The sequence below is a fragment of the Pseudomonas sp. NPDC090233 genome (assembly GCF_044772285.1).
Lineage (GTDB): Bacteria > Pseudomonadota > Gammaproteobacteria > Pseudomonadales > Pseudomonadaceae > Aquipseudomonas.
In genome coordinates, this window is record NZ_JBIVYQ010000004.1 from 41,723 (window position 1) to 64,421 (window position 22,699).

Annotated in this window: 22 protein-coding genes and 1 tRNA gene; 17 read left to right on the top strand and 6 right to left on the bottom strand. The window is 60.2% G+C overall.

Annotation, left to right across the window (positions count from 1 at the left end; all coding sequences use genetic code 11):
- Window positions 1-20 precede the first annotated feature (20 nt).
- The 3 genes from ACIQUF_RS11525 to ACIQUF_RS11535 are packed head-to-tail and all read left to right on the top strand — an operon-like array spanning window position 21 to window position 4,021.
- Window positions 21-1,292 carry a YeaH/YhbH family protein gene (locus tag ACIQUF_RS11525; protein WP_400798291.1) on the top strand — a complete coding sequence of 424 codons (1,272 nt, stop codon included), beginning with the start codon at window positions 21-23 and terminating at the stop codon, window positions 1,290-1,292.
- Window positions 1,289-2,857 (top strand): SpoVR family protein, encoded by a 1,569-nt coding sequence (locus ACIQUF_RS11530; RefSeq protein WP_403131454.1) that lies wholly within the window; start codon window positions 1,289-1,291, stop codon window positions 2,855-2,857. Before ACIQUF_RS11525 ends, ACIQUF_RS11530 begins: the two co-directional genes overlap by 4 nt.
- A 57-nt stretch (window positions 2,858-2,914) precedes the next feature.
- Complete coding sequence (locus ACIQUF_RS11535; protein ID WP_403131455.1) at window positions 2,915-4,021, top strand: multifunctional CCA tRNA nucleotidyl transferase/2'3'-cyclic phosphodiesterase/2'nucleotidase/phosphatase; 1,107 nt, start codon at window positions 2,915-2,917, stop codon at window positions 4,019-4,021.
- A gap of 82 nt (window positions 4,022-4,103) precedes the next feature.
- Here ACIQUF_RS11535 and folK read toward each other — a convergent pair whose 3' ends face one another.
- Entirely contained in the window at window positions 4,104-4,613 is a 510-nt protein-coding gene (gene folK, locus ACIQUF_RS11540; RefSeq protein WP_403131456.1) for a 2-amino-4-hydroxy-6-hydroxymethyldihydropteridine diphosphokinase, read from the bottom strand.
- Window positions 4,604-4,960: a dihydroneopterin aldolase gene (gene folB / locus ACIQUF_RS11545; protein WP_403131458.1), complete on the bottom strand. Its 357-nt coding sequence runs from the start codon at window positions 4,958-4,960 to the stop codon at window positions 4,604-4,606. Before folB ends, folK begins: the two co-directional genes overlap by 10 nt.
- Window positions 4,961-5,034: 74 nt before the next feature.
- Here folB and plsY point away from each other — a divergent pair, with 74 nt between their 5' ends.
- On the top strand, window positions 5,035-5,604 hold the full coding sequence (gene plsY / locus ACIQUF_RS11550; protein WP_403131460.1) for a glycerol-3-phosphate 1-O-acyltransferase PlsY: 570 nt from the start codon (window positions 5,035-5,037) through the stop codon (window positions 5,602-5,604).
- Between the two features lie 16 nt (window positions 5,605-5,620).
- On the opposite strand, the gene tsaD is transcribed toward plsY, so the two are convergent.
- Complete coding sequence (gene tsaD / locus ACIQUF_RS11555) at window positions 5,621-6,646, bottom strand: tRNA (adenosine(37)-N6)-threonylcarbamoyltransferase complex transferase subunit TsaD (RefSeq protein ID WP_403131462.1); 1,026 nt, start codon at window positions 6,644-6,646, stop codon at window positions 5,621-5,623.
- Between the two features lie 204 nt (window positions 6,647-6,850).
- Here tsaD and rpsU point away from each other — a divergent pair, with 204 nt between their 5' ends.
- The 5 genes from rpsU (at window position 6,851) to ACIQUF_RS11580 (ending at window position 15,225) form a co-directional block, all read left to right on the top strand.
- Window positions 6,851-7,066: a 30S ribosomal protein S21 gene (rpsU, locus tag ACIQUF_RS11560; RefSeq protein ID WP_003255575.1), complete on the top strand. Its 216-nt coding sequence runs from the start codon at window positions 6,851-6,853 to the stop codon at window positions 7,064-7,066.
- A gap of 300 nt (window positions 7,067-7,366) precedes the next feature.
- Complete coding sequence (dnaG, locus tag ACIQUF_RS11565; RefSeq protein WP_403131465.1) at window positions 7,367-9,349, top strand: DNA primase; 1,983 nt, start codon at window positions 7,367-7,369, stop codon at window positions 9,347-9,349.
- Window positions 9,350-9,416: 67 nt separating this feature from the next.
- Window positions 9,417-11,267 (top strand): RNA polymerase sigma factor RpoD, encoded by a 1,851-nt coding sequence (gene rpoD / locus ACIQUF_RS11570; RefSeq protein WP_403131467.1) that lies wholly within the window; start codon window positions 9,417-9,419, stop codon window positions 11,265-11,267.
- Window positions 11,268-11,388: 121 nt separating this feature from the next.
- The gene (locus tag ACIQUF_RS11575; protein WP_403131469.1) at window positions 11,389-15,132 is read left to right on the top strand and encodes an EAL domain-containing protein; all 3,744 of its coding nucleotides are present in this window, start codon (window positions 11,389-11,391) and stop codon (window positions 15,130-15,132) included.
- 16 nt (window positions 15,133-15,148) lie between these two features.
- Window positions 15,149-15,225 (top strand) — tRNA-Ile (locus ACIQUF_RS11580).
- Window positions 15,226-15,286: 61 nt separating this feature from the next.
- Here ACIQUF_RS11580 and ACIQUF_RS11585 read toward each other — a convergent pair.
- On the bottom strand, window positions 15,287-16,357 hold the full coding sequence (locus ACIQUF_RS11585) for a tyrosine-type recombinase/integrase (RefSeq protein ID WP_403131471.1): 1,071 nt from the start codon (window positions 16,355-16,357) through the stop codon (window positions 15,287-15,289).
- Between the two features lie 3 nt (window positions 16,358-16,360).
- Window positions 16,361-16,597 carry a helix-turn-helix domain-containing protein gene (locus ACIQUF_RS11590; protein WP_403131473.1) on the bottom strand — a complete coding sequence of 79 codons (237 nt, stop codon included), beginning with the start codon at window positions 16,595-16,597 and terminating at the stop codon, window positions 16,361-16,363.
- A 94-nt stretch (window positions 16,598-16,691) separates the two neighbouring features.
- On the opposite strand from ACIQUF_RS11590, the gene ACIQUF_RS11595 reads away from it, so the two are divergent.
- The 8 genes from ACIQUF_RS11595 to ACIQUF_RS11630 all read left to right on the top strand — a co-directional run bounded on the left by ACIQUF_RS11595 (window position 16,692) and on the right by ACIQUF_RS11630 (window position 21,887).
- Window positions 16,692-16,910, top strand: coding sequence for a hypothetical protein (locus ACIQUF_RS11595; RefSeq protein ID WP_403131475.1), 219 nt, complete (start codon window positions 16,692-16,694; stop codon window positions 16,908-16,910).
- Window positions 16,911-16,919: 9 nt separating this feature from the next.
- On the top strand, window positions 16,920-19,610 hold the full coding sequence (locus ACIQUF_RS11600) for a toprim domain-containing protein (protein ID WP_403131477.1): 2,691 nt from the start codon (window positions 16,920-16,922) through the stop codon (window positions 19,608-19,610).
- A gap of 113 nt (window positions 19,611-19,723) precedes the next feature.
- A complete protein-coding gene (locus tag ACIQUF_RS11605) occupies window positions 19,724-20,491 on the top strand; it encodes a hypothetical protein (protein WP_403131479.1) in 768 nt (255 codons plus the stop codon).
- Entirely contained in the window at window positions 20,488-20,847 is a 360-nt protein-coding gene (locus ACIQUF_RS11610) for a hypothetical protein (protein ID WP_403131481.1), read from the top strand. Before ACIQUF_RS11605 ends, ACIQUF_RS11610 begins: the two co-directional genes overlap by 4 nt.
- Window positions 20,844-21,083, top strand: coding sequence for a hypothetical protein (locus ACIQUF_RS11615; protein ID WP_403131483.1), 240 nt, complete (start codon window positions 20,844-20,846; stop codon window positions 21,081-21,083). Before ACIQUF_RS11610 ends, ACIQUF_RS11615 begins: the two co-directional genes overlap by 4 nt.
- 66 nt (window positions 21,084-21,149) lie before the next feature.
- Complete coding sequence (locus tag ACIQUF_RS11620) at window positions 21,150-21,389, top strand: hypothetical protein (RefSeq protein WP_403131485.1); 240 nt, start codon at window positions 21,150-21,152, stop codon at window positions 21,387-21,389.
- A 10-nt stretch (window positions 21,390-21,399) separates the two neighbouring features.
- Window positions 21,400-21,657, top strand: a complete 258-nt coding sequence (locus ACIQUF_RS11625) for an Arc family DNA-binding protein (protein ID WP_403131487.1) — start codon at window positions 21,400-21,402, stop codon at window positions 21,655-21,657.
- Window positions 21,657-21,887, top strand: coding sequence for a hypothetical protein (locus ACIQUF_RS11630; protein WP_403131489.1), 231 nt, complete (start codon window positions 21,657-21,659; stop codon window positions 21,885-21,887). Before ACIQUF_RS11625 ends, ACIQUF_RS11630 begins: the two co-directional genes overlap by 1 nt.
- 504 nt (window positions 21,888-22,391) lie before the next feature.
- Here the strand turns inward: ACIQUF_RS11630 and ACIQUF_RS11635 are convergent.
- Window positions 22,392-22,646 (bottom strand): ogr/Delta-like zinc finger family protein, encoded by a 255-nt coding sequence (locus ACIQUF_RS11635; RefSeq protein ID WP_403131491.1) that lies wholly within the window; start codon window positions 22,644-22,646, stop codon window positions 22,392-22,394.
- Window positions 22,647-22,699 lie beyond the last annotated feature (53 nt).

The following is a 22,699-nucleotide window of genomic DNA, read 5'->3' on the forward strand; positions in this document are numbered from 1 at the left end:
TCCCAGCTACCGGAGGGACCATGAGCTACGTTATCGACCGACGCCTGAACGGCAAGAACAAGAGCACGGTCAACCGCCAGCGCTTTTTGCGGCGTTACCGTGAACACATCAAGAAAGCCGTCGAAGAGGCCGTGAGCCGCCGTTCCATCATGGACATGGAGCACGGCGAACAGATCAGCATTCCGGGACGCGACATCGACGAACCGGTGCTGCACCATGGCCGTGGCGGCAAGCAGACCATCGTGCATCCGGGTAACAAGGAATTCACTGCCGGCGAACATATCCCCCGGCCGCAAGGCGGTGGCGGCGGCGGTGGGCGCGGCAAGGCCGGCAATTCCGGCGACGGCATGGATGATTTCGTCTTCCAGATCACCCAGGAAGAGTTCCTCGAATTCATGTTCGAAGACCTCGAACTGCCCAACCTGGTCAAACGCCACCTCACCGGCGCCGACACCTTCAAGACCGTGCGTGCCGGTATTGCCAACGAAGGCAACCCCTCACGCATCAATATCGTGCGCACCCTGCGCTCGGCCCATGCCCGGCGCATCGCCCTGACCGGCAGCAGCCGTGCGCTGCTGCGCGAGGCACAGAAGGAGCTGGCGCGGCTGAAAGTCGAAGAGCCAGACAACTTCACCGACATCCAGGAAACCGAGCAAGAAATCGAGCGCCTCAAGGCACGCATCAACCGCCTGCCCTTCCTCGACACCTTCGACCTCAAGTACAACCTGCTGGTCAAGCAGCCCAACCCCAGCTCCAAAGCGGTGATGTTCTGCCTGATGGACGTGTCCGGTTCGATGACCCAGGCCACCAAGGACATCGCCAAGCGCTTCTTCATCCTGCTGTACCTGTTCCTCAAGCGTAATTACGACCGCATCGAGGTGGTGTTCATCCGCCACCATACCAGTGCCCGCGAAGTGGACGAGGAAGAGTTCTTCTACTCCCGCGAGACCGGCGGCACCATCGTTTCCAGCGCGCTGAAGATGATGCAGGAAATCATGGCCGAACGTTACCCGGCCAGTGACTGGAACATCTACGCCGCCCAGGCCTCCGACGGCGACAACTGGAACGATGACTCGCCCATCTGCCGCGAGATCCTTTCCAAGCAGATCATGCCGCACGTGCAGTACTACACTTACGTCGAGATCACCCCGCGTGAGCATCAGGCGCTGTGGTACGAGTACGAGCGGATTGGCGAGGCCTTCCCCGACACATTCGCCCAGCAGCAGTTGGTTTCGGCCGGCGATATCTACCCGGTCTTCCGTGAACTCTTCCAGCGCAGGTTAGCCACATGACCGCCAGAGCACAGAGACGCCAACCCATTTCCACCGGGTCCGAGTGGACGTTCGAGCTGATCCAGACCTACGACCGGGAAATCAGCCGCCTGGCCGAACGTTATGCCCTGGACACCTACCCCAATCAGATCGAGGTGATCACCGCCGAGCAGATGATGGACGCCTACGCCTCCGTCGGCATGCCGCTGGGTTATCACCATTGGTCCTACGGCAAACAGTTCCTCAGTACCGAGAAGTCCTACAGCCGCGGTCAGATGGGCCTGGCCTACGAGATCGTGATCAACTCCGATCCCTGCATCGCCTACTTGATGGAAGAAAACACCATGTGCATGCAGGCACTGGTGATCGCCCACGCCTGTTATGGCCACAACAGCTTCTTCAAGGGCAATTACCTGTTCCGCACCTGGACCGATGCCACCTCGATCATCGACTACTTGGTATTCGCCAAGCAGTACATCGCCCAGTGCGAGGAGCGCCATGGCATCGATGCCGTGGAGGACCTGATCGACTCCTGCCACGCGTTGATGAACTACGGCGTGGACCGCTACAAACGGCCCTACCCCATCTCCGCCGAGGAGGAGCGACGCCGGCAGAAGGACCGCGAAGAGCATCTGCAACGCCAGATCAACGACCTCTGGCGGACCATTCCCAAAGGCGCCGACAAAGGCGGCGAGCGCGACGACGCGCGTTTCCCCGCCGAACCTCAGGAAAACATCCTGTATTTCATCGAGAAGAACGCACCGCTACTGGAGCCATGGCAACGCGAAGTGGTGCGTATCGTGCGCAAGATCGCCCAGTATTTCTACCCGCAACGCCAGACCCAGGTGATGAACGAAGGCTGGGCGACCTTCTGGCATTACACCCTGATGAACGACCTGTACGACGAAGGCCTGATCACTGAAGGCTTCATGATGGAGTTCTTGCAGTCGCACACCAGCGTCGTGTTCCAACCTGGCTTCGATAGCCCCTATTACAGTGGCATCAACCCTTACGCACTGGGTTTTGCCATGTACACCGACATCCGCCGCATGTGCGAAAACCCTACCGAAGAGGATCGCCGCTGGTTCCCCGACATTGCCGGCAGCGACTGGCTGTCTACCCTGAAATTCGCCATGAGCAGCTTCAAGGATGAGAGCTTCATCCTGCAGTACCTGTCGCCCAAGGTGATCCGCGACCTCAAGTTGTTCAGCATCCTCGACGACGACCAACGCGACGACCTGCTGGTGCCGGCCATTCACGATGAAGCTGGTTACCGGGTCATCCGCGAATTGCTGGCTGCCCAATACAACCTCGGCAATCGCGAACCCAACGTGCAGATCTGGAGCATCGACCGTCGCGGCGACCGCTCGCTGACCTTGCGCCACCAGCAGCACAACCGCAAACCGCTGGGCGACTCCACCGAGGAAGTGCTCAAGCACTTGCACCGCCTGTGGGGCTTCGACATCCATCTGGAGACCGTGCAGGGAGACCAGGTGGTCAAGACCCACCACATGCCGCCACGTGGCGAGCATGGGGACAGCGGCGACTATGGCCGCATGGACCTCGCCGTCATCCATCACCTCTAGCCAGCACCCGCCATTACTGCCGACAGGGTATCCTGTGGGCAGTAATGGAGGCTGCACATGCAAATCTACAAAGTCGGCGGCGCGGTGCGCGATCGCCTGCTCGGGCGCCCGGTCAGCGACATCGACTGGCTGGTGGTCGGCGCTACCGTCGAACAGATGCACGCCAAGGGCTTTCGCCCTGTTGGCGCTGATTTCCCGGTTTTCCTGCATCCCAAAACGGGCGAGGAATATGCGCTTGCGCGCACCGAGCGCAAGAGCGGGCGCGGCTATGGCGGGTTTACCTTCCATGCCAGCCCAGAGGTAACGCTCGAAGAAGACCTGATTCGTCGTGACCTCACCATCAATGCGATGGCGGAGGATGAACAGGGCACTGTCTACGATCCTTATCACGGCCAAGCCGACCTCGAAGCTCGCCTTTTACGTCACGTTTCCCTGGCGTTCGCCGAAGATCCCTTGCGCGTATTGCGTGTTGCCCGCTTCGCTGCACGCTATGCGCCAATGGGCTTCAAAGTCGCCGACGAAACGCTGGAATTGATGCGCCAGATCGCCAGCTCCGGTGAGCTGCAGGCACTGACCGCCGAGCGCAGCTGGAAGGAAACCGAGCGGGCGCTGATGGAAAGCGCGCCGCAGGTATTCATCCAGGTGCTGCGTGAATGTGGCGCACTTGAAGAGCTGATGCCGGAGCTTGCGCATGGCACGGATACGCTGGCGTCGCTGCAGCAGGCAGCAGAGCACCAGCAGCCGCTATCTGTGCGCTGGGCATGTTTGCTGCGGGGCTTGGAGCCTGCAGCGATCAAGGCGCTTAACCAGCGCTTCAAGGCGCCACGCGAATGTCAGGAACTGGCGGTGCTGGTCGGAGAGTTCGCTGAGCGCGCCGATCAGGCACTGGAGCTGTCCGCCTCAGTCCTCTTGGAGATGTTGCAAAAGTTCGATGTTTATCGACGGCCACAGCGCTTCGAGGATTTCATTGCCGCGTGCCAGATGGGGGCATTGGGGCGGGACCAGTCAACTTATCCACAGGCTGAACATTTGCGCGGAGCGGCTGGAGCAGCCCGGGCGGTGGATGTGAAGCCGCTCGTTGAGGCTGGGCTTACTGGCCAGGGGCTGGGTGAAGCACTTAAAGGTGAGCGGCTGAAGGCGCTCGAGGCTTACAAGCTCGGTTGATCACACCGGCCTCATCGCGGCTGAAGCCGCTCCTACCGGCACCAGTGGGAGCGGCTTCAGCCGCGATGAGGCCGGTACAGGCTCAAGCTGGCGTCAGCTGCAACCCGCGCCACTCGAAGGCCACCGGTGCCAGCACCTGCTCGATCTGCGCTTCCTGCCACAGCTGCGCCATGCGCTTGCCCACTCCCGGATGCATCAGTTCAGGCGCCAGCAGGGACAGCGGCCATAGCACAAAGGCATTCTTCAGAATCTCCGCCCTTGGCAGCACCAGCCCATCGAATGTACCGCACAGATCGTCATACATCAGTACGTCGATATCCAGCGGCAAGCCCTTGCGCTCAGGCGCATAGCGACCATTGTCAGCCTCGATGAACTTCAGCCGACGATCCAGCTCCATCAAGGGCAACTCCGTCTTGCCAGTCACCACGAAGTTGATGAACGGGCCGCTCTTGATCCCCACCGCTTGGCTCTCGAACGCCGGAGAACAGCGCATTTCAGTGAGAATCGCCGCCAATGCATCGAGCCCAGCACACAGATGCGCGTGGCGCCCAGTGTTGCTGCCAAGACCCAGGTAAACCGTGCTCAAAGACATCCGCGCTCGATCTCCACGCCAACACCGCCACGGGCCGCAGGAACAGCGCCAGGTTTGGTCAGCTTGAGGCGTACCCAGGGAATCTGGAACTCGTCCATCAGGGTGGCGACCAGGCGCTCGGCGAAGGTCTCTACCAGTTCGAAACGCGCCTGCTCGGCAAAGGCCTGAATTCGCGCCGAAACGCTGGCGTAGTCCAGTGCCAGGGTCAGGTCATCACCGGCCGCCGCCGGGCGATTGTCCCAGGCGAAACTCAGGTCCAGGCGCAGGCACTGGCGAATATCCCGTTCCCAGTCATAGGCACCAATGACGGTCTCGATTTCCAGGCCTTCGATGAACACTCTGTCCAAGCACTTCTCTCCACAGCACGACAAGGGCGACTGGCGCCGTTAGAATCAGGGCGTCCTCGCCCGGAATAGTTAGCATGTTTTGGTTACTGGCGCTGCTCGCCTACCTGCTCGGCTCGCTGTCCTTCGCCATCGTCCTCAGCCGCCTCTCGGGCAGCCCGGACCCACGTTCCAGTGGTTCAGGCAATGCCGGCGCCACCAACATGCTACGCCTGGCAGGCCGTAAACTGGCGATCCTGACCCTGCTTGGCGACCTGTGCAAGGGCTTATTGCCGGTGCTGCTTGCGGGCCTGGCCGGACTCGACCCGCAAGAACAGGCCTGGGTCGGCGTATGCGCAGTGCTCGGCCACCTGTTCCCGGTGTACTTTCGCTTCAAGGGCGGCAAGGGTGTGGCGACTGCGGCAGGCATGCTCATGGGCCTGTACTTCCCCGCCGCGTTACTGGCCATCGGCGCCTGGCTGCTGACCTTCTACCTCACCCGCACCAGCTCGCTGGCCGCGCTGGTGGCGACACCGCTGACCCTGCCGCTACTGGCCTGGCGCGAGCCGGAGGCGCTGCTACCAATCAGTGTGCTGACCCTGATGATCGTCTGGCGGCACCGCAACAACCTGCGCGACCTGTTCGCCGGGCGCGAACGCCACTTCTGACATTCGCGCAAACCATTTACAACGGTGGCAACTGCTCCATCGGCCAGCGCGCCTGCACGCTGATCGCCAGGTCCTGCTGCTGCCCGGCCAATAGCCGCTGGCAGCCGGCATAGGCGATCATCGCACCATTGTCGGTACAAAATTGCGGACGCGCGTAGTACACGTTGCCTTTGATACTGGCGAGCATGTCTTCAAGGGACGCCCGCAATGCTTTGTTGGCGCTCACGCCACCGGCAATCACCAGGCGCTTGAGGCCGGTCTGCTTCAGGGCGCGCTTGCACTTGATCGTCAGTGTCTCCACCACCGCCTGCTGGAACGCCAGGGACACATCGCAACGGGTTTGCTCGTTATCGTCACCCGCATCGCGGCACTGCTGCCAGGTGTTCAGGGCAAAGGTCTTGAGGCCGCTGAAGCTGAATGCCAACCCTGGACGGTCGGTCATCGGCCGCGGGAACTTGAAGCGCCCCGGCACACCCTGTTCGGCCAGGCGGGCGATTTCCGGGCCACCTGGGTAATTGAGGCCGATCAGCTTGGCGGTCTTGTCGAACGCTTCGCCTGCCGCGTCGTCCAGGCTCTCGCCCAGCAGCTCGTATTGGCCAATGCCATCGACCCGAACCAGCTGGGTATGGCCGCCTGACACCAACAAAGCGACGAACGGGAACTGCGGAGGATTTTCCTCCAGCATCGGCGCCAGCAAGTGGCCTTCCATATGGTGCACGCCAATCGCCGGAATATCCCAGGCAAACGCCAGGGCCTGAGCGCACGAAGCGCCGACCAGCAGCGCGCCAACCAGGCCGGGGCCTGCGGTGTAGGCGATGGCATCGATCTCGGTGGCCACACAGCCTGCCTCGTCCAGCACCTGGCGGATGAGTGGCAGCATGCGCTTGACGTGGTCGCGCGAGGCAAGCTCGGGCACAACCCCGCCAAACACACGGTGCAGGTCGATCTGGCTGAACAGCGCGTCGGCTAACAAACCGCGCTCACTGTCGTATAATGCGACGCCGGTTTCGTCGCAGGATGTTTCCAATCCCAGTACTAGCATGGGCTCGTCCCTTGTGGGGGCTGAATTCGAAGCCGCGCATGATAGTCCCCGTGCCGGGTGCCGACCAGCGGTTTTCGATCAGAGGCTTTGCATTCCGGCGTGCTAAGGGTTAACATCCGCAACCCTTGAAAACCGACGTACTCCAGCACACCTTTGTTTTGCCAGGAGCACGTCTACCCCGGTAATGAATTAAGGTAGCCCTGGATGCCAGCCGTCAAAGTTAAAGAGAACGAACCCTTCGACGTAGCTCTGCGTCGTTTCAAGCGCTCCTGCGAAAAAGCCGGTGTACTGGCTGAAGTTCGTAGCCGCGAGTTTTACGAGAAGCCGACCGCCGAGCGTAAGCGCAAAGCAGCTGCTGCTGTTAAGCGTCACGCCAAGAAAGTTCAGCGCGAACAGCGCCGCGCCGTTCGCCTGTACTGATTCAGTACTAGCGTTCTACGCAAAGCTTCTGCCCTGCCCGGCTCACCGCCGGGCCGATGGCAGCGGTTTGTTTCAACCTTGAGCAGCTAGCCCAAGGCGTCCATCGCAACCCGCAGTGGACAAAACGCGTTAAAACGTCAGAGCTGGTTTCGACCAGTCGTGCACGTCCTCACTGACGAGCCTCCAGTTGTTCTGGTAGCTGCCGACGAGCACACATTCCCTCGCACTTCCCCTAGCAGCACTCGCCCCAAACGGCGCGCTAGCGATTAGACTTGCCAGTTGCCAGATGACGAGACTGCCATGGCCGGGCTGATTCCCCAAAGCTTCATTGACGACCTGATCAACCGCCTCGACATCGTCGACGTGGTGAGTTCGCGCGTCCAGCTGAAAAAGGCCGGCAAAAACTATTCCGCCTGCTGCCCGTTCCACAAGGAGAAAACCCCCTCCTTCACGGTCAGCCCGGACAAACAATTCTATTACTGCTTCGGCTGCGGTGCCGGCGGCAACGCCCTCGGCTTCGTCATGGACCACGACAACCTGGACTTCCCCCAGGCCGTCGAAGAACTGGCCCGCGCCGCCGGCATGGAAGTCCCCCGCGAAGAGGGCCGCCGAGGGCAAAAACCCCGCCAGCCGACCGACTCGCCGCTGTATCCGCTACTCGACGCCGCCTCGGAGTTCTACCGCCAGGCCCTGCGCAGCCACCCGACCCGCAAGGCAGCGGTTGATTACCTCAAAGGCCGCGGCCTGTCTGGCGAGATTGCCCGCGACTTCGGCCTGGGGTTCGCCCCGCCAGGCTGGGACAACCTGCTCAAGCACCTGGGTGCCGATAGTCTGCAACAGAAGGTGATGATCGATGCCGGCCTGCTGATCGAGAACGCCGAAAGCGGCAAGCGCTACGACCGCTTCCGCGACCGAGTGATGTTCCCGATCCGCGACAGCCGTGGGCGCATCATCGCCTTCGGCGGCCGCGTACTGGGTGACGACAAGCCCAAGTACCTCAACTCCCCGGAAACCCCGGTCTTTCACAAAGGCCAGGAACTCTACGGGCTTTACGAGGCACGCAAGCACAACCGAAATCTCGACGAGATCATCGTGGTCGAGGGCTACATGGACGTCATCGCCCTGGCCCAGCAGGGCCTGCGCAACGCCGTGGCCACCCTTGGCACCGCCACCAGCGAAGAACACCTCAAGCGCCTGTTCCGCGTGGTGCCCAGCGTGCTGTTCTGCTTCGACGGCGACCAGGCCGGGCGCAAGGCCGCCTGGCGCGCGCTGGAGTCAACCCTGTCGGCCCTGCAGGACGGGCGGCGCGCGCGCTTCCTGTTCCTCCCCGAAGGCGAAGACCCGGACAGCCTGGTGCGCGCCGAAGGCACCGACGCCTTCATGGCCCGCATCAATCAGCACGCTCAACCACTGGCCGACTATTTCTTCGAGCAACTGAGCAACGAGGCCGACCCACGCTCGCTGGAAGGCAAGGCGCACATGGCGACGCTGGCCGCACCGTTGATCGAAAAGATCCCCGGCGCCAACCTGCGCCAGCTGATGCGCAACCGGCTAAAGGAAATCACCGGCCTGGACCCGCAGCAGGTCGAGCAGCTAGCCCATCACGCCCCTGCAGCCAACAGCGCGCCGGACTACGACCCTGGCTACGACTACGACGCCATGGCCAGCTACACCCCGGACTACGGCGACATGCCGCAGCACGACTATGCGCCGGCGCAACAGGAGCAGCAGTGGAAGCCGAACAAGGGTGGCGGCAAGAAGCCCTGGAGTGACAAGCCGTGGGACAAGAACCGCAAAGGCGGCAAGCCCTGGCAGCAACGCGACGAACCACCACCTCGCACACCGGCACCGGTGGAGCCGCCAACGCTCGCGGCCTTGCGCACCCTGCTGCACCACCCGCTGCTGGCGGGCAAAGTCGAGGACGCCAGCCATTTCGCCGACGAGGAACACCTCTACAGCCAACTGCTGGTTGCACTGATCGAAGCCGCACAGAAAAATCCTGGGCTAAGCTCAATGCAGCTGATAGCACGCTGGCACGGCACCGAACAGGGTCGCCTGCTGCGAGCCCTGGCGGAAAAGGAATGGCTGATTGTGGCCGACAGCCTTGAACAACAGTTTTTCGACACCATTACTAGCTTGTCCGCCCGCCAACGCGAGCGCAGCCTGGAACAACTGCTCAGGAAATCACGTCAAAGCGAATTGACCAGCGAGGAAAAATCACAGCTTCTCGCCCTGCTGAGCCGTAATGTTCCCGCACAAACGCCGACCTCATCTGGCGCGTGAGGCCCATGCTCGGGTATAATCCTCGGCTTGTTTTTTGCCCGCCAAGACCTTCAGTGGATAGGGTGTTATGTCCGGAAAAGCGCAACAGCAGTCTCGTATCAAAGAGTTGATCACCCGCGGTCGTGAGCAGGGCTACCTGACTTACGCGGAGGTCAACGACCACCTGCCTGAGGATATTTCAGATCCGGAACAGGTGGAAGACATCATCCGCATGATCAACGACATGGGGATCAACGTATTCGAGAGTGCTCCGGATGCGGATGCCCTTCTGTTGGCGGAAGCCGACACCGACGAAGCCGCGGCCGAAGAAGCCGCAGCAGCGTTGGCGGCCGTTGAAACCGATATCGGCCGCACGACCGACCCGGTGCGCATGTACATGCGCGAAATGGGTACCGTCGAGTTGCTGACCCGCGAAGGCGAAATCGAAATCGCCAAGCGCATCGAGGAAGGCATCCGCGAAGTCATGGGCGCCATCGCCCACTTCCCGGGCACTGTCGACTACATCCTCGGTGAATACAACCGTGTCACCACCGAAGGTGGCCGTCTGTCCGACGTTCTCAGCGGTTATATCGACCCTGACGACAACATCGCCGCGCCGACCGAAGAAGTGCCGATTCCTGGCGCCAAGGCCGCCGCCGCGAAGGAAGAGTCCGACGACGAAGAGGAAGAATCCGAAAGCGGTGACGACGAGGAAGAGACCGAAAGCGGTCCGGACCCTGTCGTCGCAGCCCAGCGTTTCGGCGCGGTATCCGACCAGCTCGTCAACACCCTCAAGGTGCTGAAAAAGCATGGCCGCGACCATGCCGAGAGCATCGGTGCGATGCAGGCCCTGGCTGATCTGTTCATGCCGATCAAGCTGGTACCGAAGCAGTTCGACGTACTGGTCGAGCGCGTGCGTGATGCCCTGAGCCGCCTGCGTCAGCAAGAGCGTGCGATCATGCAGCTGTGCGTACGTGATGCGCGCATGCCACGTGCCGACTTCCTGCGCCTGTTCCCGAGCAACGAGACCGACCAGACCTGGAGCGGCGACCTGGCCAAGCGCAACACCAAGTGGGCTGCCGCCCTGGGTGAAAAGGACGCCGCCATCGTTGCCTGCCAGCAGAAGCTGATCGACCTTGAGACCGAGACCGGCCTGACCGTCGCCGAAATCAAGGAAATCAACCGTCGCATGTCCATCGGTGAGGCCAAGGCCCGCCGCGCCAAGAAAGAAATGGTCGAGGCGAACCTGCGTCTGGTGATCTCCATCGCCAAGAAGTACACCAACCGTGGCCTGCAGTTCCTCGACCTGATCCAGGAAGGCAACATCGGTTTGATGAAGGCGGTGGACAAGTTCGAATACCGTCGCGGTTACAAGTTCTCGACCTACGCCACCTGGTGGATTCGTCAGGCCATTACCCGCTCGATCGCCGACCAGGCGCGCACCATCCGTATTCCGGTGCACATGATCGAGACGATCAACAAGCTCAACCGTATTTCCCGCCAGATGCTGCAGGAAATGGGTCGCGAACCGACCCCGGAAGAGCTCGGTGAGCGTATGGAGATGCCTGAGGACAAGATCCGCAAGGTGCTGAAGATCGCCAAAGAGCCAATCTCCATGGAGACGCCGATCGGTGACGACGAAGATTCGCACCTGGGTGACTTCATCGAAGACTCGACCATGCAGTCCCCGATTGACGTGGCCACGGTCGAAAGCCTCAAGGAAGCGACCCGCGACGTGCTCTCGGGCCTGACCGCACGCGAAGCCAAGGTGCTGCGCATGCGTTTCGGTATCGACATGAACACCGACCACACCCTCGAAGAGGTGGGCAAGCAGTTTGACGTGACCCGTGAGCGGATCCGTCAGATCGAAGCGAAGGCGTTGCGCAAACTGCGCCACCCGACCCGCAGCGAGCATCTACGCTCCTTCCTCGACGAGTGATGACGAACCCCGGCCCAGGCCGGGGTTTTTCTTATGTGACAAATGGTCGTGGCAAGTAGCTATCCCTTGAGCTGAATGCCCGTCTACACTCGACTTCAGACCATCTGAATGCGAGGCTGCCATGCCGCCAATGCCGGCCATTCTGTTGCTGCTCCTGATCCTGTGGAACACAACGGCCGGCGCCCTGACCCTGACTGACGAAGAGAAATCCTGGCTGACTGCCCACCCGCAGTTGAAGCTGGGCGTCGACGCTTCCTGGCCACCGTTCGAGTTTCGTGACCAGGAAGGCCGGTACCAGGGATTGGCCGCCGATTATATCGCCTTGCTTCAGGAACGCCTGGGTATAGCGCTCAAGCCCATCGAGCCCAGCAGCTGGACCGAGGTGTTGCAGCAGGCGCGCGAGAGCCGCATCGACCTGTTGCCTGGCGTCATGTCGACCCCAGAACGCCAGGGGTATCTGGCCTTCACTCGCCCCTACCTGGATTTCCCCATCGTCATCCTCGCTCACGAAGGTGGCCCGCAACCGCGTACCCTCAAAGATCTGTACGGCCTGAAAATCGCCGTGGTAGAGAACTATGCCCCCCACGAGCTGTTGCGTACCCATCACCCCGACCTCAATCTGGTGGCCTTGCCCAATGTCAGCTCGGCGCTGCAGGCCTTGGCCACCGACGAAGTGGATGCTGTGGTCGGTGACCTCGCCTCGAGCATCTGGAGCCTGCGCCAGCTCAAGCTCGACGGTTTGTATGTCAGTGGCGAAACGCCCTATCGCTACCAGCTGGCCATGGCCGCCCCGCGCGATAAAAAGATCCTCATCGGCATCCTCGACAAGGTCATGGCCGACATGTCCAGCGATGAGATCAGCCAGATCCAGCAGCGTTGGGTGGGCAATGTAGTGGACCAGCGCACCTTCTGGCACGACATGCTCATCTATGGCCTGCCCGCCGTCCTGCTGCTGGTCGCCATCCTCGCCGCGGTGATCCGCATCAACCGCCGCCTCAGTTCGGAGATCTCCCGGCGCATCGCCCTGGAACAGGAGTTGCGCAGCAGTGAGTACCACTACCGCGGCCTGATCGAAAGCCTCTCGGCTATCGCCTGGGAAGCCGACGCCAACGATTTCACCTACAGCTACGTTTCGCCACATGCCGAAGACCTGCTGGGTTACCCCCTTCATGACTGGCTCAAACCTGGCTTCTGGCGCAGCATCCTGCACCCGGAAGACGCGCTCTGGGCCCAGGCCTACTGCGAAAGCGAAACCGCAGCGGGCCGTGACCACAGCCTCGATTACCGGGTGATGCACGCCGATGGCCAGGCACTCTGGGTACGCAACATCGTCAGCATGATCGAGCACGGTCACCGGCCGGTGATGCGCGGGCTGATGATCGATATCAGCGAGACCAAACGTACCGAGGATGCCCTGCGCCTGTCAGAGCAGAAATTTGCCTCGGTGTTCCAGCAGTGTCCCGACATCCTGCTGATTGCCCGTCACAGCGACGGCTGCCTGCTGGAGGTCAACGAAGCCTTTGAGGAGCAGATTGGCTTGACCCCGGGGCAAGTCATAGGCCGCACCGCCACAGAGCTCGACCTGTGGGGTGTGCAAGGCACAGGGCCGGTGCTGCTCGAGCGCCTGCATCAAGGCGGCATCCGCAACCTGGAAATGAGCTTCCGCCGTAGCAATGGGCAAATGTTCACCGGCCTGACCTCCGCTGAAACCTTTGAACTTGATGGCACCCTGGCCTTCGTGGTGGCCGTGCGCGACATCAGCCAGCTGAAAGAGACCCAGCAGCAGTTGCAAACCTCCGAAGAGAAGTTCGCCAAGGCTTTCCACGCCTCGCCCGACGGCCTGTTGCTGTCCCGCCAGAGCGATGGCCTGCTGCTCGAAGTGAACGAGGGCTTCTGTCGCCTGACCGGTTACGACCTCAACCCGAACATCGATCAGACTTCGTTCGACCTCGGCATCTGGGTTGACCTGAACGAACGCAAACGGCTGATCGACCAACTCACCCGTGAAGGCTTCGTGCGCGATTTCAGCTGCCATATCCGCCGCAGCGATGGTCAGATCCGCCTCTGCGAGCTGTCTGCCCGGCCGCTGCCGATTGGCGGCGTCGACTGCATGCTGACCATCGCCCGCGACATCACCGAACGCCACCTGATGCAGGAAAAACTGCAACTGGCGGCCACCGTGTTCGAAAATACCGCTGAAGGCGTGCTGATTACCGACATCGACCAGCGTATCAGCGCAGTCAACCGAGCCTTCAGCGAGATCACTGGCTACAGCGAAATCGAAGCACTTGGGCAAACCCCGCGCCTGCTCGCCTCCGGCCAGCACGACAGCGCCTTCTATGCGGCCATGTGGCACCAGCTCACCGACGAGGGCCACTGGCAGGGCGAGATCTACAACAAGCGCAAGAACGGCGAACTCTACCCTGGCTGGCTGACCATCAGCGCCGTGCGTAACAGCGACCGCGAAATCACGCATTTCGTCGCTGTATTCGCCGACATTTCCAGCCTCAAGCACGCCCAGGCCAAGCTCGATTACCAGGCCCACCACGACCCGCTCACCGGCCTGCCCAACCGCGCCCTGTTCGAGAATCGCCTATCGGCCGTGCTCACCTGCGCGCAAGTGTCCAACCGTCAGGGCGCGGTATTGTTCCTCGACCTGGACCGTTTCAAGCACATCAACGACAGCCTTGGCCACCCGGTCGGCGACCTGCTGCTCAAGGGCATCGCCCAGCGCCTCAAGGAACAGGTGCGCGATGTCGACACCGTAGCCCGCCTGGGCGGAGACGAGTTCATCATCCTGCTGCCCGGCCTGCACAAACCCAGCGACGCCAGTGCCATTGCCAACAAACTGCTGGCCTGCTTCAGCGCCCCCTTCCAGGCCGGCGAGCACGAGTTCTTCACCAGCGCCAGTATCGGCATCAGCCTCTACCCGCAGGACGGCACCGACGTCGCCACGCTGATCCGCAACGCCGACGCCGCCATGTATCGCTCCAAAGCCAAGGGCCGCAACCGCGTCGAAGCCTACACCCGCGACCTGACGACTCAGGCCAGCGAGCGCATCGCGCTGGAGCACGAATTGCGCAGGGCCGTGGAACGCAACGAAATGAGCTTGTGCTACCAGCCCAAATTCAGCCTGAAAACTCAGACCCTGGTAGGCGCCGAAGCACTGATCCGCTGGAATCACCCAACGTTCGGCGAAGTCCCGCCAGAGCATTTCATCCACCTCGCCGAGGAGAACGGGACCATCCTTCAGCTCGGAGACTGGGTGCTGGAACAGGCTTGCCGGCAAATGCATCAGTGGAAGCGGGATTACCAGGCCTTCGGCCCGCTCTCGATCAACCTCGCGGGTGCGCAATTGCGTCACCATGGCCTGGCCAAGCGCATTGAACAACTGCTCAAGACTTATCAGCTAAAGGCGGGCGACCTGCAACTGGAGATCACCGAGAACTTCATCATGAGCCAGGCCGAGGAAGCGCTGGCCGTGCTGCATCAGCTCAAGCAATTGGGCGTGCAGTTGGCCATAGACGACTTTGGTACCGGCTATTCGTCACTGAGCTATCTCAAGCGCCTGCCGCTGGACATACTCAAGATCGACAAATCTTTCATCCGCGGCCTGCCAGACGACCCTCACGATGCGGCGATCGCCCGTGCCATCATCGCGCTGGGCCGCAGCATGCAGCTGACGATCATCGCCGAAGGGGTGGAAAACCAGGCGCAACAACGATTTCTGGCTGTGGAAGGGTGTGAACAGATCCAGGGCTACATCGTCAGCCTGCCGCTGCCACCGGACGAGTTCGCCGCTACCTTTCTTCGTATAGCACTAAGCGATCTTTCGGATGGCACGGTTTCAAAACCCTCGTTATAATCCGGGCACTTACTGAGGGCCTATAGCTCAGTTGGTTAGAGCAGAGGACTCATAATCCTTTGGTCCACGGTTCGAGTCCGTGTGGGCCCACCAGCTTACAAGCCGCGCACTGCGCGGCTTTGTCGTTTCTAGGCCCTGACATTTTCCACCTCGCTCACCTTTCACACTCCTTCGAAGTGTCCACAATGTGTCCACGCTCTCCAGCCAAGGGGTTCAGATTGACCACATCAGCAAGATGACCAGGGCTGAAGTGCGCGTACTTCTGGGTCATGGCCAATGTGGCGTGGCCAAGCACCCGCTGCAGAGTGAGGATGTCTCCCCCATTGCGCATGTAGTGGCTTGCGAAGGTGTGCCGCAGAACGTGTGTTAACTGGCCATCGGGGAGATCGAGCTTGAGCTGGTCGACCACCTTCCGAAAGATGTTGTACCCCGGCCGGAACGGCAGCGCAGCCTGCAGGCGCTTCTCAAACTCTGTGGCGATCGGAACCGATCGGTTCTTACTCGACTTCGTCTTGAGGTATTGGATCAGGCCATTACGCACCTGACGCGGTAACAGCCCTTCAGCTTCACCCCACCGCGCACCTGTGGATAAGCAAACCTCCGCGATCAGGCCAGCGTCGGAATCTTCCGCTGCCAGCGCATCGAGCAGGGGCCGGATCTCTTCCGCCTCAAGGTAGGCCATCTCCGTCTCGTCAAACTTCAGCTTGCGCACCGTCGCGAGCGGATTTTCCCCTACCCACTCCCCTAACCTGGCCAACTCATTGAATACAGCACGCAGGTAGGCCAACTCATGGTTAAGCATGTTCGCGCTGATGGGCTTGCCTTTCCCCTCTGCTTTGCTGAACCCCCGGCCAGGAGTCGCCCTGGTGTGCTTCCCCTCGGCCCGCTCGGCGCGGTAGGTGGCAAAGTGGGATGAATTGAAACTGTGAGCCTTGGGGTCACCCATCCGTTCGGCCATTGCGAGAAGCAGCTGCAGGCGCTCATCACCTGTTTTCAAGTTCTGGCCATGCAGCTTGTGCCAAAGCTTCACCAACTCCGAGAGCGGCCGATCATCCCGCTTCGACGGCGCCTCAAACTCTCCCCGTGAACCGTCGCCCATCACCCGTCGCTCAAGGTGCATCGCTTCGTTCTTTGATTGGACACGTTTGCGGAAACGCGGACCCTCTCGCCCTTCCGGACGACAGTCAACCAACCACATGCCGGACGGCAGCTTCTTGATGCCCATGGCCTATTCCGGGCTCACTTGCCCGATCTCAGCGGCAGTCCTGCCTGTGGTTAGCCATAGCGCGTACTTCGTGAAGTGCGGGTGGTTGGCCACAGTCAGGAACGGTGCCAACGCCACCTCCGTTATCCCCGCCTCGTATTTCTTCCAGGTGCTTAGGCTGAAGCCCAGCAACTGGCAGAACTCACCCTGCGTCAGCCCTTCCTTGTACCGAATCGCTTTCATCTTCGCCGGCATATCCATGTGCTGCTCCTCTCTTGACAGGTTCCAATATTGGAACCATGATTGGTTCCAGATATGGAACTTTGGTCCCCAATATTCGCGAGAGGTTAACAGAATGCAGATAGTCATCGACACGCCCTACGTCACCGTAGGCGAGTACGCCAAGCGCTCCGGGCAATCGGATACGGCCATCCGCCGTGAGATCGAACTGGGCCGCTACATCATCCGGCCTAAGGTTGAAGGCTCGAAGTCTGCGGTCCTCATCAACCTTGTGCATCTGGCGATGGAAGCGGCAGAGCAGGCTGAACGCGTTCGCAAAGCCGGTAAGCGGTAAGGGCCGGGAATGAACGCACGGATCAGTCAGGATCAGTTCGATCGGATCTACCTCGAGGACGTCATTCCGGCGCTTGAGCATGACCGCGAGCTGTCGTTCCTACCCAAGGATGCGAACGCCAAATACTTCAATAAGGGCATCTGCCCAGGGTGCGGCGAACGCACCCTGTATATCAGCAAGGAGAAGCCATTCCAGCTCAAGTGCAACCGCTTGAACGAGTGCCAGTTCGAGGAAAAGACCCGCGATCGCTACCGCGACCTGTTCGAAAACCTCAGCGAGCGCTTCCCTTCGACGCCTCAGAACCCAAACGCCACAGCAGACGCCTACCTGCAGCGTAGTCGCGGGTTCGACACCGCTCGGATCGCCGGCTGGTACAAGCAGGCCCGCCGGCAGATGAACGACAACTCCTACGCTGCCACCGTCCGCTTTGAGCTTTGCGATGGCTACTGGGAGCGCATCATCGATGCAAGCGCTGTGGCTGCGAACAAGGGCGACAAGGCCGGTATCAGCAAGGGCTTGAAGTACGCCGGCAAGGGCTGGGAACCCAAGGGCCAGTGCTACGAAAAAGACGACCAGGTGTTCATCGTCGAAGGCATCTTCCACGCCATTGCGCTTTGGTTGGCCGGCTACAAGGCGATCGCGGCCATCAGCTGCAACAACTTCCCCTGGGAAATCATCGAGGCCAACAAGGGCAAGGGCGTGCGCTGGGTAATCGCCCTGGATGACGACCCGGCCGGCCGCGAAGTGATCCCCAAGTACCGTGGTCGCTTGGCCAATATGAAGGAGATCTGCCTGGTCGCGCTCGCCGGCGAGCTGGACTGGGACGACGTCTACCGCGAGAAGAAGCTGGACGACGAATTTCTGATCGAGGCGCTGTACCAGGGCCAGCTGTTCTGCGCCTCTTCTGCGATGAAGAAGGCATACCTGCTGTACACCCGCCGCCCGCGTCCCTTCTTCCTGGTGGAGTTTGAAAGCTGCCTGTATTCGGCTCGGGTGAACACATCCGAGCTGCAGAAAGACCTGGACGACATGCCGCGCAAGCCTGGCGACCCACCAAGCGGGTACCGCACCGAGTTCGCCAAGCACACCACCATCAGCCAGGTTGCCAACTGCGTGCCCAGGTTCGAGTACCTGGAGCGCGACGCGATCAGCGGGGAGCAGCGGTACTTCTTCCAATTCGAGTTCCCCAATCGCCGGCTGAACTGCAAGGAACCACTGCCCCCCAGCTCCATCACCGAGCCCCGCGGTTTCGCGAAGGCACTCCTGGAGCGCACCCCAGGCGGCATGTTTGAAGGTGGGGAGAAAGTCCTGGGCATGCTCAAGAGCGATTGGCTGCGTAACCCCAACGTAGTCCGCACGCTGCCCTTCGTGGGCTACGACGAAGTCACCGGCGCCTACTGCTATCCGGGCTTCGGCTTTCACAACGGTAAGGCCATGCAGATGAACGATCACGGGTATCTCGACATTAAGGGGCAAGGCTTGAAGACATCCGCTCGCAGTTTCCCCATGCACCGTGGCGAGTCGTTCGACCCGTCCTGGTTCGACGACTTCCAGCGCGTCTTCGGACTGAACGGGGTGGCCAGCCTGGCCTGGTGGACCGGCTGCCTGTTTGCCGAGCAGATCCGGGCGGTGCAGCAAGGGTGGGCCTTCCTGGAACTGACGGGCGACGCCGGCGCGGGTAAGTCCACTCTGATCCGCTACCTGTGGCGCCTGGTTGGCCGCAAGAACGAGGAAGGCATCAAACCCAGCGGCTCGGGCGCCTCGGCGATCGGCCTGCTGCGTTCGCTTTCGGCTGTCAGCAATCTGCCAGTTGTGCTCCTGGAGTCGGACAAGGAAACCACAGACGCCATGGGCCGAACGGTGGTCCAGCAATACGCCTGGGACGAAATCAAGTCGCTGTTCGACATCAACGCCAAGCTGCGTGTGACGGGCGTGAAGTCCGGTAATAGCGACACTGATGCACTGATCTTTCGAGGTGCTATCTGCATCTCTCAAAACACCATGGTGGAAGGTTCCGAGGCGATCATCACCCGGATCGGCTATTTCCACATGACGCGGGATAACCACTCCGATGAGCTGAAAGCGGTAGCCAATCGCTTGAAGGCCATGCCGGTCGAGCAGTTGTCCGGCTATCTGCCCGCTGTACTCGGCCGGGAAAGCGCCTGGCTGGACCGGTACTTCGAGGTCTACCCGGACTGCGAGCAACGTTTCACTGCCATGGGTGGCGTGGAGCATTCACGGATCATCCAGGTCCACGCACAGATCCTGGCCGCAGCAATGGCTACCCAGTCCTTGTTTCCAACCTGGACCGATCGGCAGATGGAGAACCTGGCCAAGCACCTGGAAGCCCGAGCCCTTGATCGTCAACAAACCCTCTCGGCCGAAAGCAAGACGGCCTCGGTGTTCTGGCAGGCCTACCACTACCTCAACGAACAGGTCGTCACGATCGAGGACGCAGACGGTCGCCGCCAGGAAACCCGCGAGACCCTGAACCACAGCTCTGACAAAGAACTGATCGCGGTCAACCTCCAGCACTTCCAAGCCGCGTGCCGCGCTGCCGGCCTTGAAATGTTGCCGACGATTTTGCTGCAGAGGGCGCTTAAACAGAGCCGCACTCACCCATTCCTGGAGACGCGAAAAACCCACTCTCGCATCGAGCAGCGGTCCCTCAACTGCTGGGTGTTCAAGAAGCGGGGATAACCCCGTCATCGCGAGGGTAAGAGATTCGGAGTCAGGGGTAGCCCGGTGTTCTATGGGTTTATGAGTAATCCCTTAAATCATCTGGAATATCTAGAAGGAAGAGGAATAGGTCAATGAATACAGGTGGTTACGGTCGTTCAGCAAGCTGCATGCCACTGGAAGGGGCTGGAAGAAATTTCATTCCACCATCTTCCACCAACCTTCCACTTTGGGGGTTCTTCCGTGAAACGGCTGTAGCCCAAGCGCTGCGCGGCCTGCAGCTAAGTACTGGCAAATTGACCTTCCATTACCTTCCACCCCTGCTGGAAGGAGACAAAAAAAGCTCAGCCCAGCAACCACGCGGGCTGGAGGGCCTGCCTCACCGGGTTCTTCCAGATATTCCGGATGGCAGGGGCGCATACCCGACACATTCGAAAAACCGGCGGGAAACCGCCCAACTGCGCCGATTGGCGCACAAAGGAGAAGTGAGCATGCAAACCGAGCAATCAACCGCTGACTTTCAACTGGCTGTGATCGAATTTCGCGAGTTCGCGAAAGCACGACTCAGCAATGACAAGCTGAAAATGGATGGCCAAGCCTTTGCCCACCCTGCTGTCCAGCTAGCGTTCAAAGCGTTCCAGGCTGGCCGCGACCCTAAGCCTGTCGGGCAGCTGTTCGCGAGCATTCGCGAGGACAGCAAGTACCACCACCAGATCGCGTGGTGCATCCGGGACGGCATAGGGCATCCCTTCCCTGTCCGCTTCCAGGCACCAGGTGCGCCCTACGACGATCACGTTTTAGCAGGCGGCGTCGGTGGTGCATACCGGCTGGCAGATGTGGATCTGTTCGTGCTGCATGAAGGACAGCTGCACCGCGTAGCAGAAGGAGGTAAAGGGAAATGAGCAACGGACTCCGCTCCATGGCATCCGCTCTTGCCGCCATCCAGGCGCATGAAGCGCAAATTCCAGCCATCCGCATCGCAGGTACCCAGGCGCTCAACCGACTGGTACCGATCGCCCTGCGTGACAGCGGCCAGAGCCGTGTTCTGGGCCGCTTCCTGCTGAGCGTTTACAACGGCGAAGACTTCCCCTTTGTCATGAGCGATCTGCGCAGCCTGGACCTGCCGTTGTTCGAGGACTGCCTGAAGGTGCTGATGATGGATTACACGCCCGACCTGGAGGTGCATGAGCGGATCACGAATGGCAGCCAGATCTGGCAGCGCCTGATCGAGCAATGGGCACCGGAGACGCTGGAATGAATGTGCTCTACACCGTCGATGGCCAGGCCGGCTCGATGCTGATGCCCGCGACCTATCTGCTGGTCGCTCGGCCAGAGGACTTGGCCGAACTGGTGACAAGCGACTTCTGGCGCAATCACCAGACCCCGCCCGAGTGCTGTGTAGTGCACCTGCACAGCGTAGACAACACGGATCTGGGGAGCTTTGAGGTTCGAAGTGTGACGCGCCCCGTATTTACGGCCAAGGCCGTGAACTAGGGCTGAAAGGACAGTGCCAAGGAGTTGCAGCTCCTTGGCACCAACCACCACCAGGAGAAGAAGCACATGCAAGCACTCAACCCAAGCAGCAGCGGTTCGAAGGCTACCACAACGCCGCGCCACCTGCAGGCGACCGCCATCGTCGGCGGGGCCTTGATCGGCTTCCTGGTAACCAAGACACCAGAAGCGCGTACACAACTGGAAAGCGTGACCGATATGGCCTGTCGCCTGGGCGATCTGAGCGCCCAGGACACGGCCATCGTCCGCCAACTACTGGCCCAACACCCACGCACCGCATTCAACTGAGGAAAAGACCATGCAACAGCAATACACCACCGCCAACTCCCGCACCGCCGACAAGTTCGTCGTTCGGCTGCCAGACGGCCTGCGCGCTGACATCGCCGTGCTGGCCGAGGACAACGATCGCAGCATGAACTCGGAGATCGTCAACCGCCTCAAGCGCTCGATCACCCAAGACCAGCTGAACGAGGAACAAACCAAGCTGATCGGCATGCTCCTGCAGCGCATCACTGAACTTGAGGCTCAGCTGCAGCCAGAAGCGGAGGCCGCGTAATGCTGATCGATGGACGCCTGGTGGCTCTGTGTGAACAGGATGTGGCAAACGCTCGTTCGCAGCTGGGGCTACCCTTAGATTTCTTCCTGATCGAGGCAACGCAGCAGCTGTACCACGACACCGGCAACGGCCTGGCCATCATCCCGCTGCCCGCTGATACCTTTGTGATGGCATTCGAAAACACAAATGGCGACCGAAGATATGGCGCCGTCAAATTGGTCCCAATTTAACTAGCCGCAATCCTTATCATCATGCTATGGGCGCTCCGGCGCCCATTTTATTTCCGGTATTACTTTACCTCACTGACAAAGCATCATTAACGCACCACTGAGTCACCATTGGCGCACCACTGAGTCACCATTAGATACCAATAAGATATCCATAACATATCCATAACATATCCATTGGATATCCATTCCAATGCCACTGAAACTCCTCAAGAACGAACTGTCATATTTCCACTGAAAATTCAAGCTTATAAAGATCTTGACGCGACCGTTTATGACACACAAACTATTGGCCATGTGCCATCAAGCAAAACGGAGTTAAGCCATGACACAACCAGCGCCCTGCCTCACCCGGCTGGCTGATGATCTTGAGAATCACGGAAACTTACTCGCCCTTCTAACCGAACTTCCATCTTCTCAACTTTCGGAAAGAGGACGAGTAGGACTTAATCAGTTTTCATCAATTATTCTTGAGGAATTTCAGAAAATAGAAGTTCAACTTAAGAACTATCGAGCCTCAATAGCTCCCAATAGTTGAAAAATTTCTTGCTGTCTTGCTCTGGGTAACGCCCGCAGTTGGTCGAAAACCAAACGATCCATCATCTGCTCAGAAGGCGTCAGGGTATGTGAGAAAGTCAGGTGCGCAACCCAGCGGTGACCGCAATCTAGGCAGGTGCAATACAGGGAAGAAAACTCACGCGAGATATCATTACGAGATGAAATCCGCCCCTTCCCATTACATTCCTTGCAATACACTCGCATATCCCCTCCCCAGGGTTCCAGTAATGGAACTATTTTGACATAGTTAAGACCGC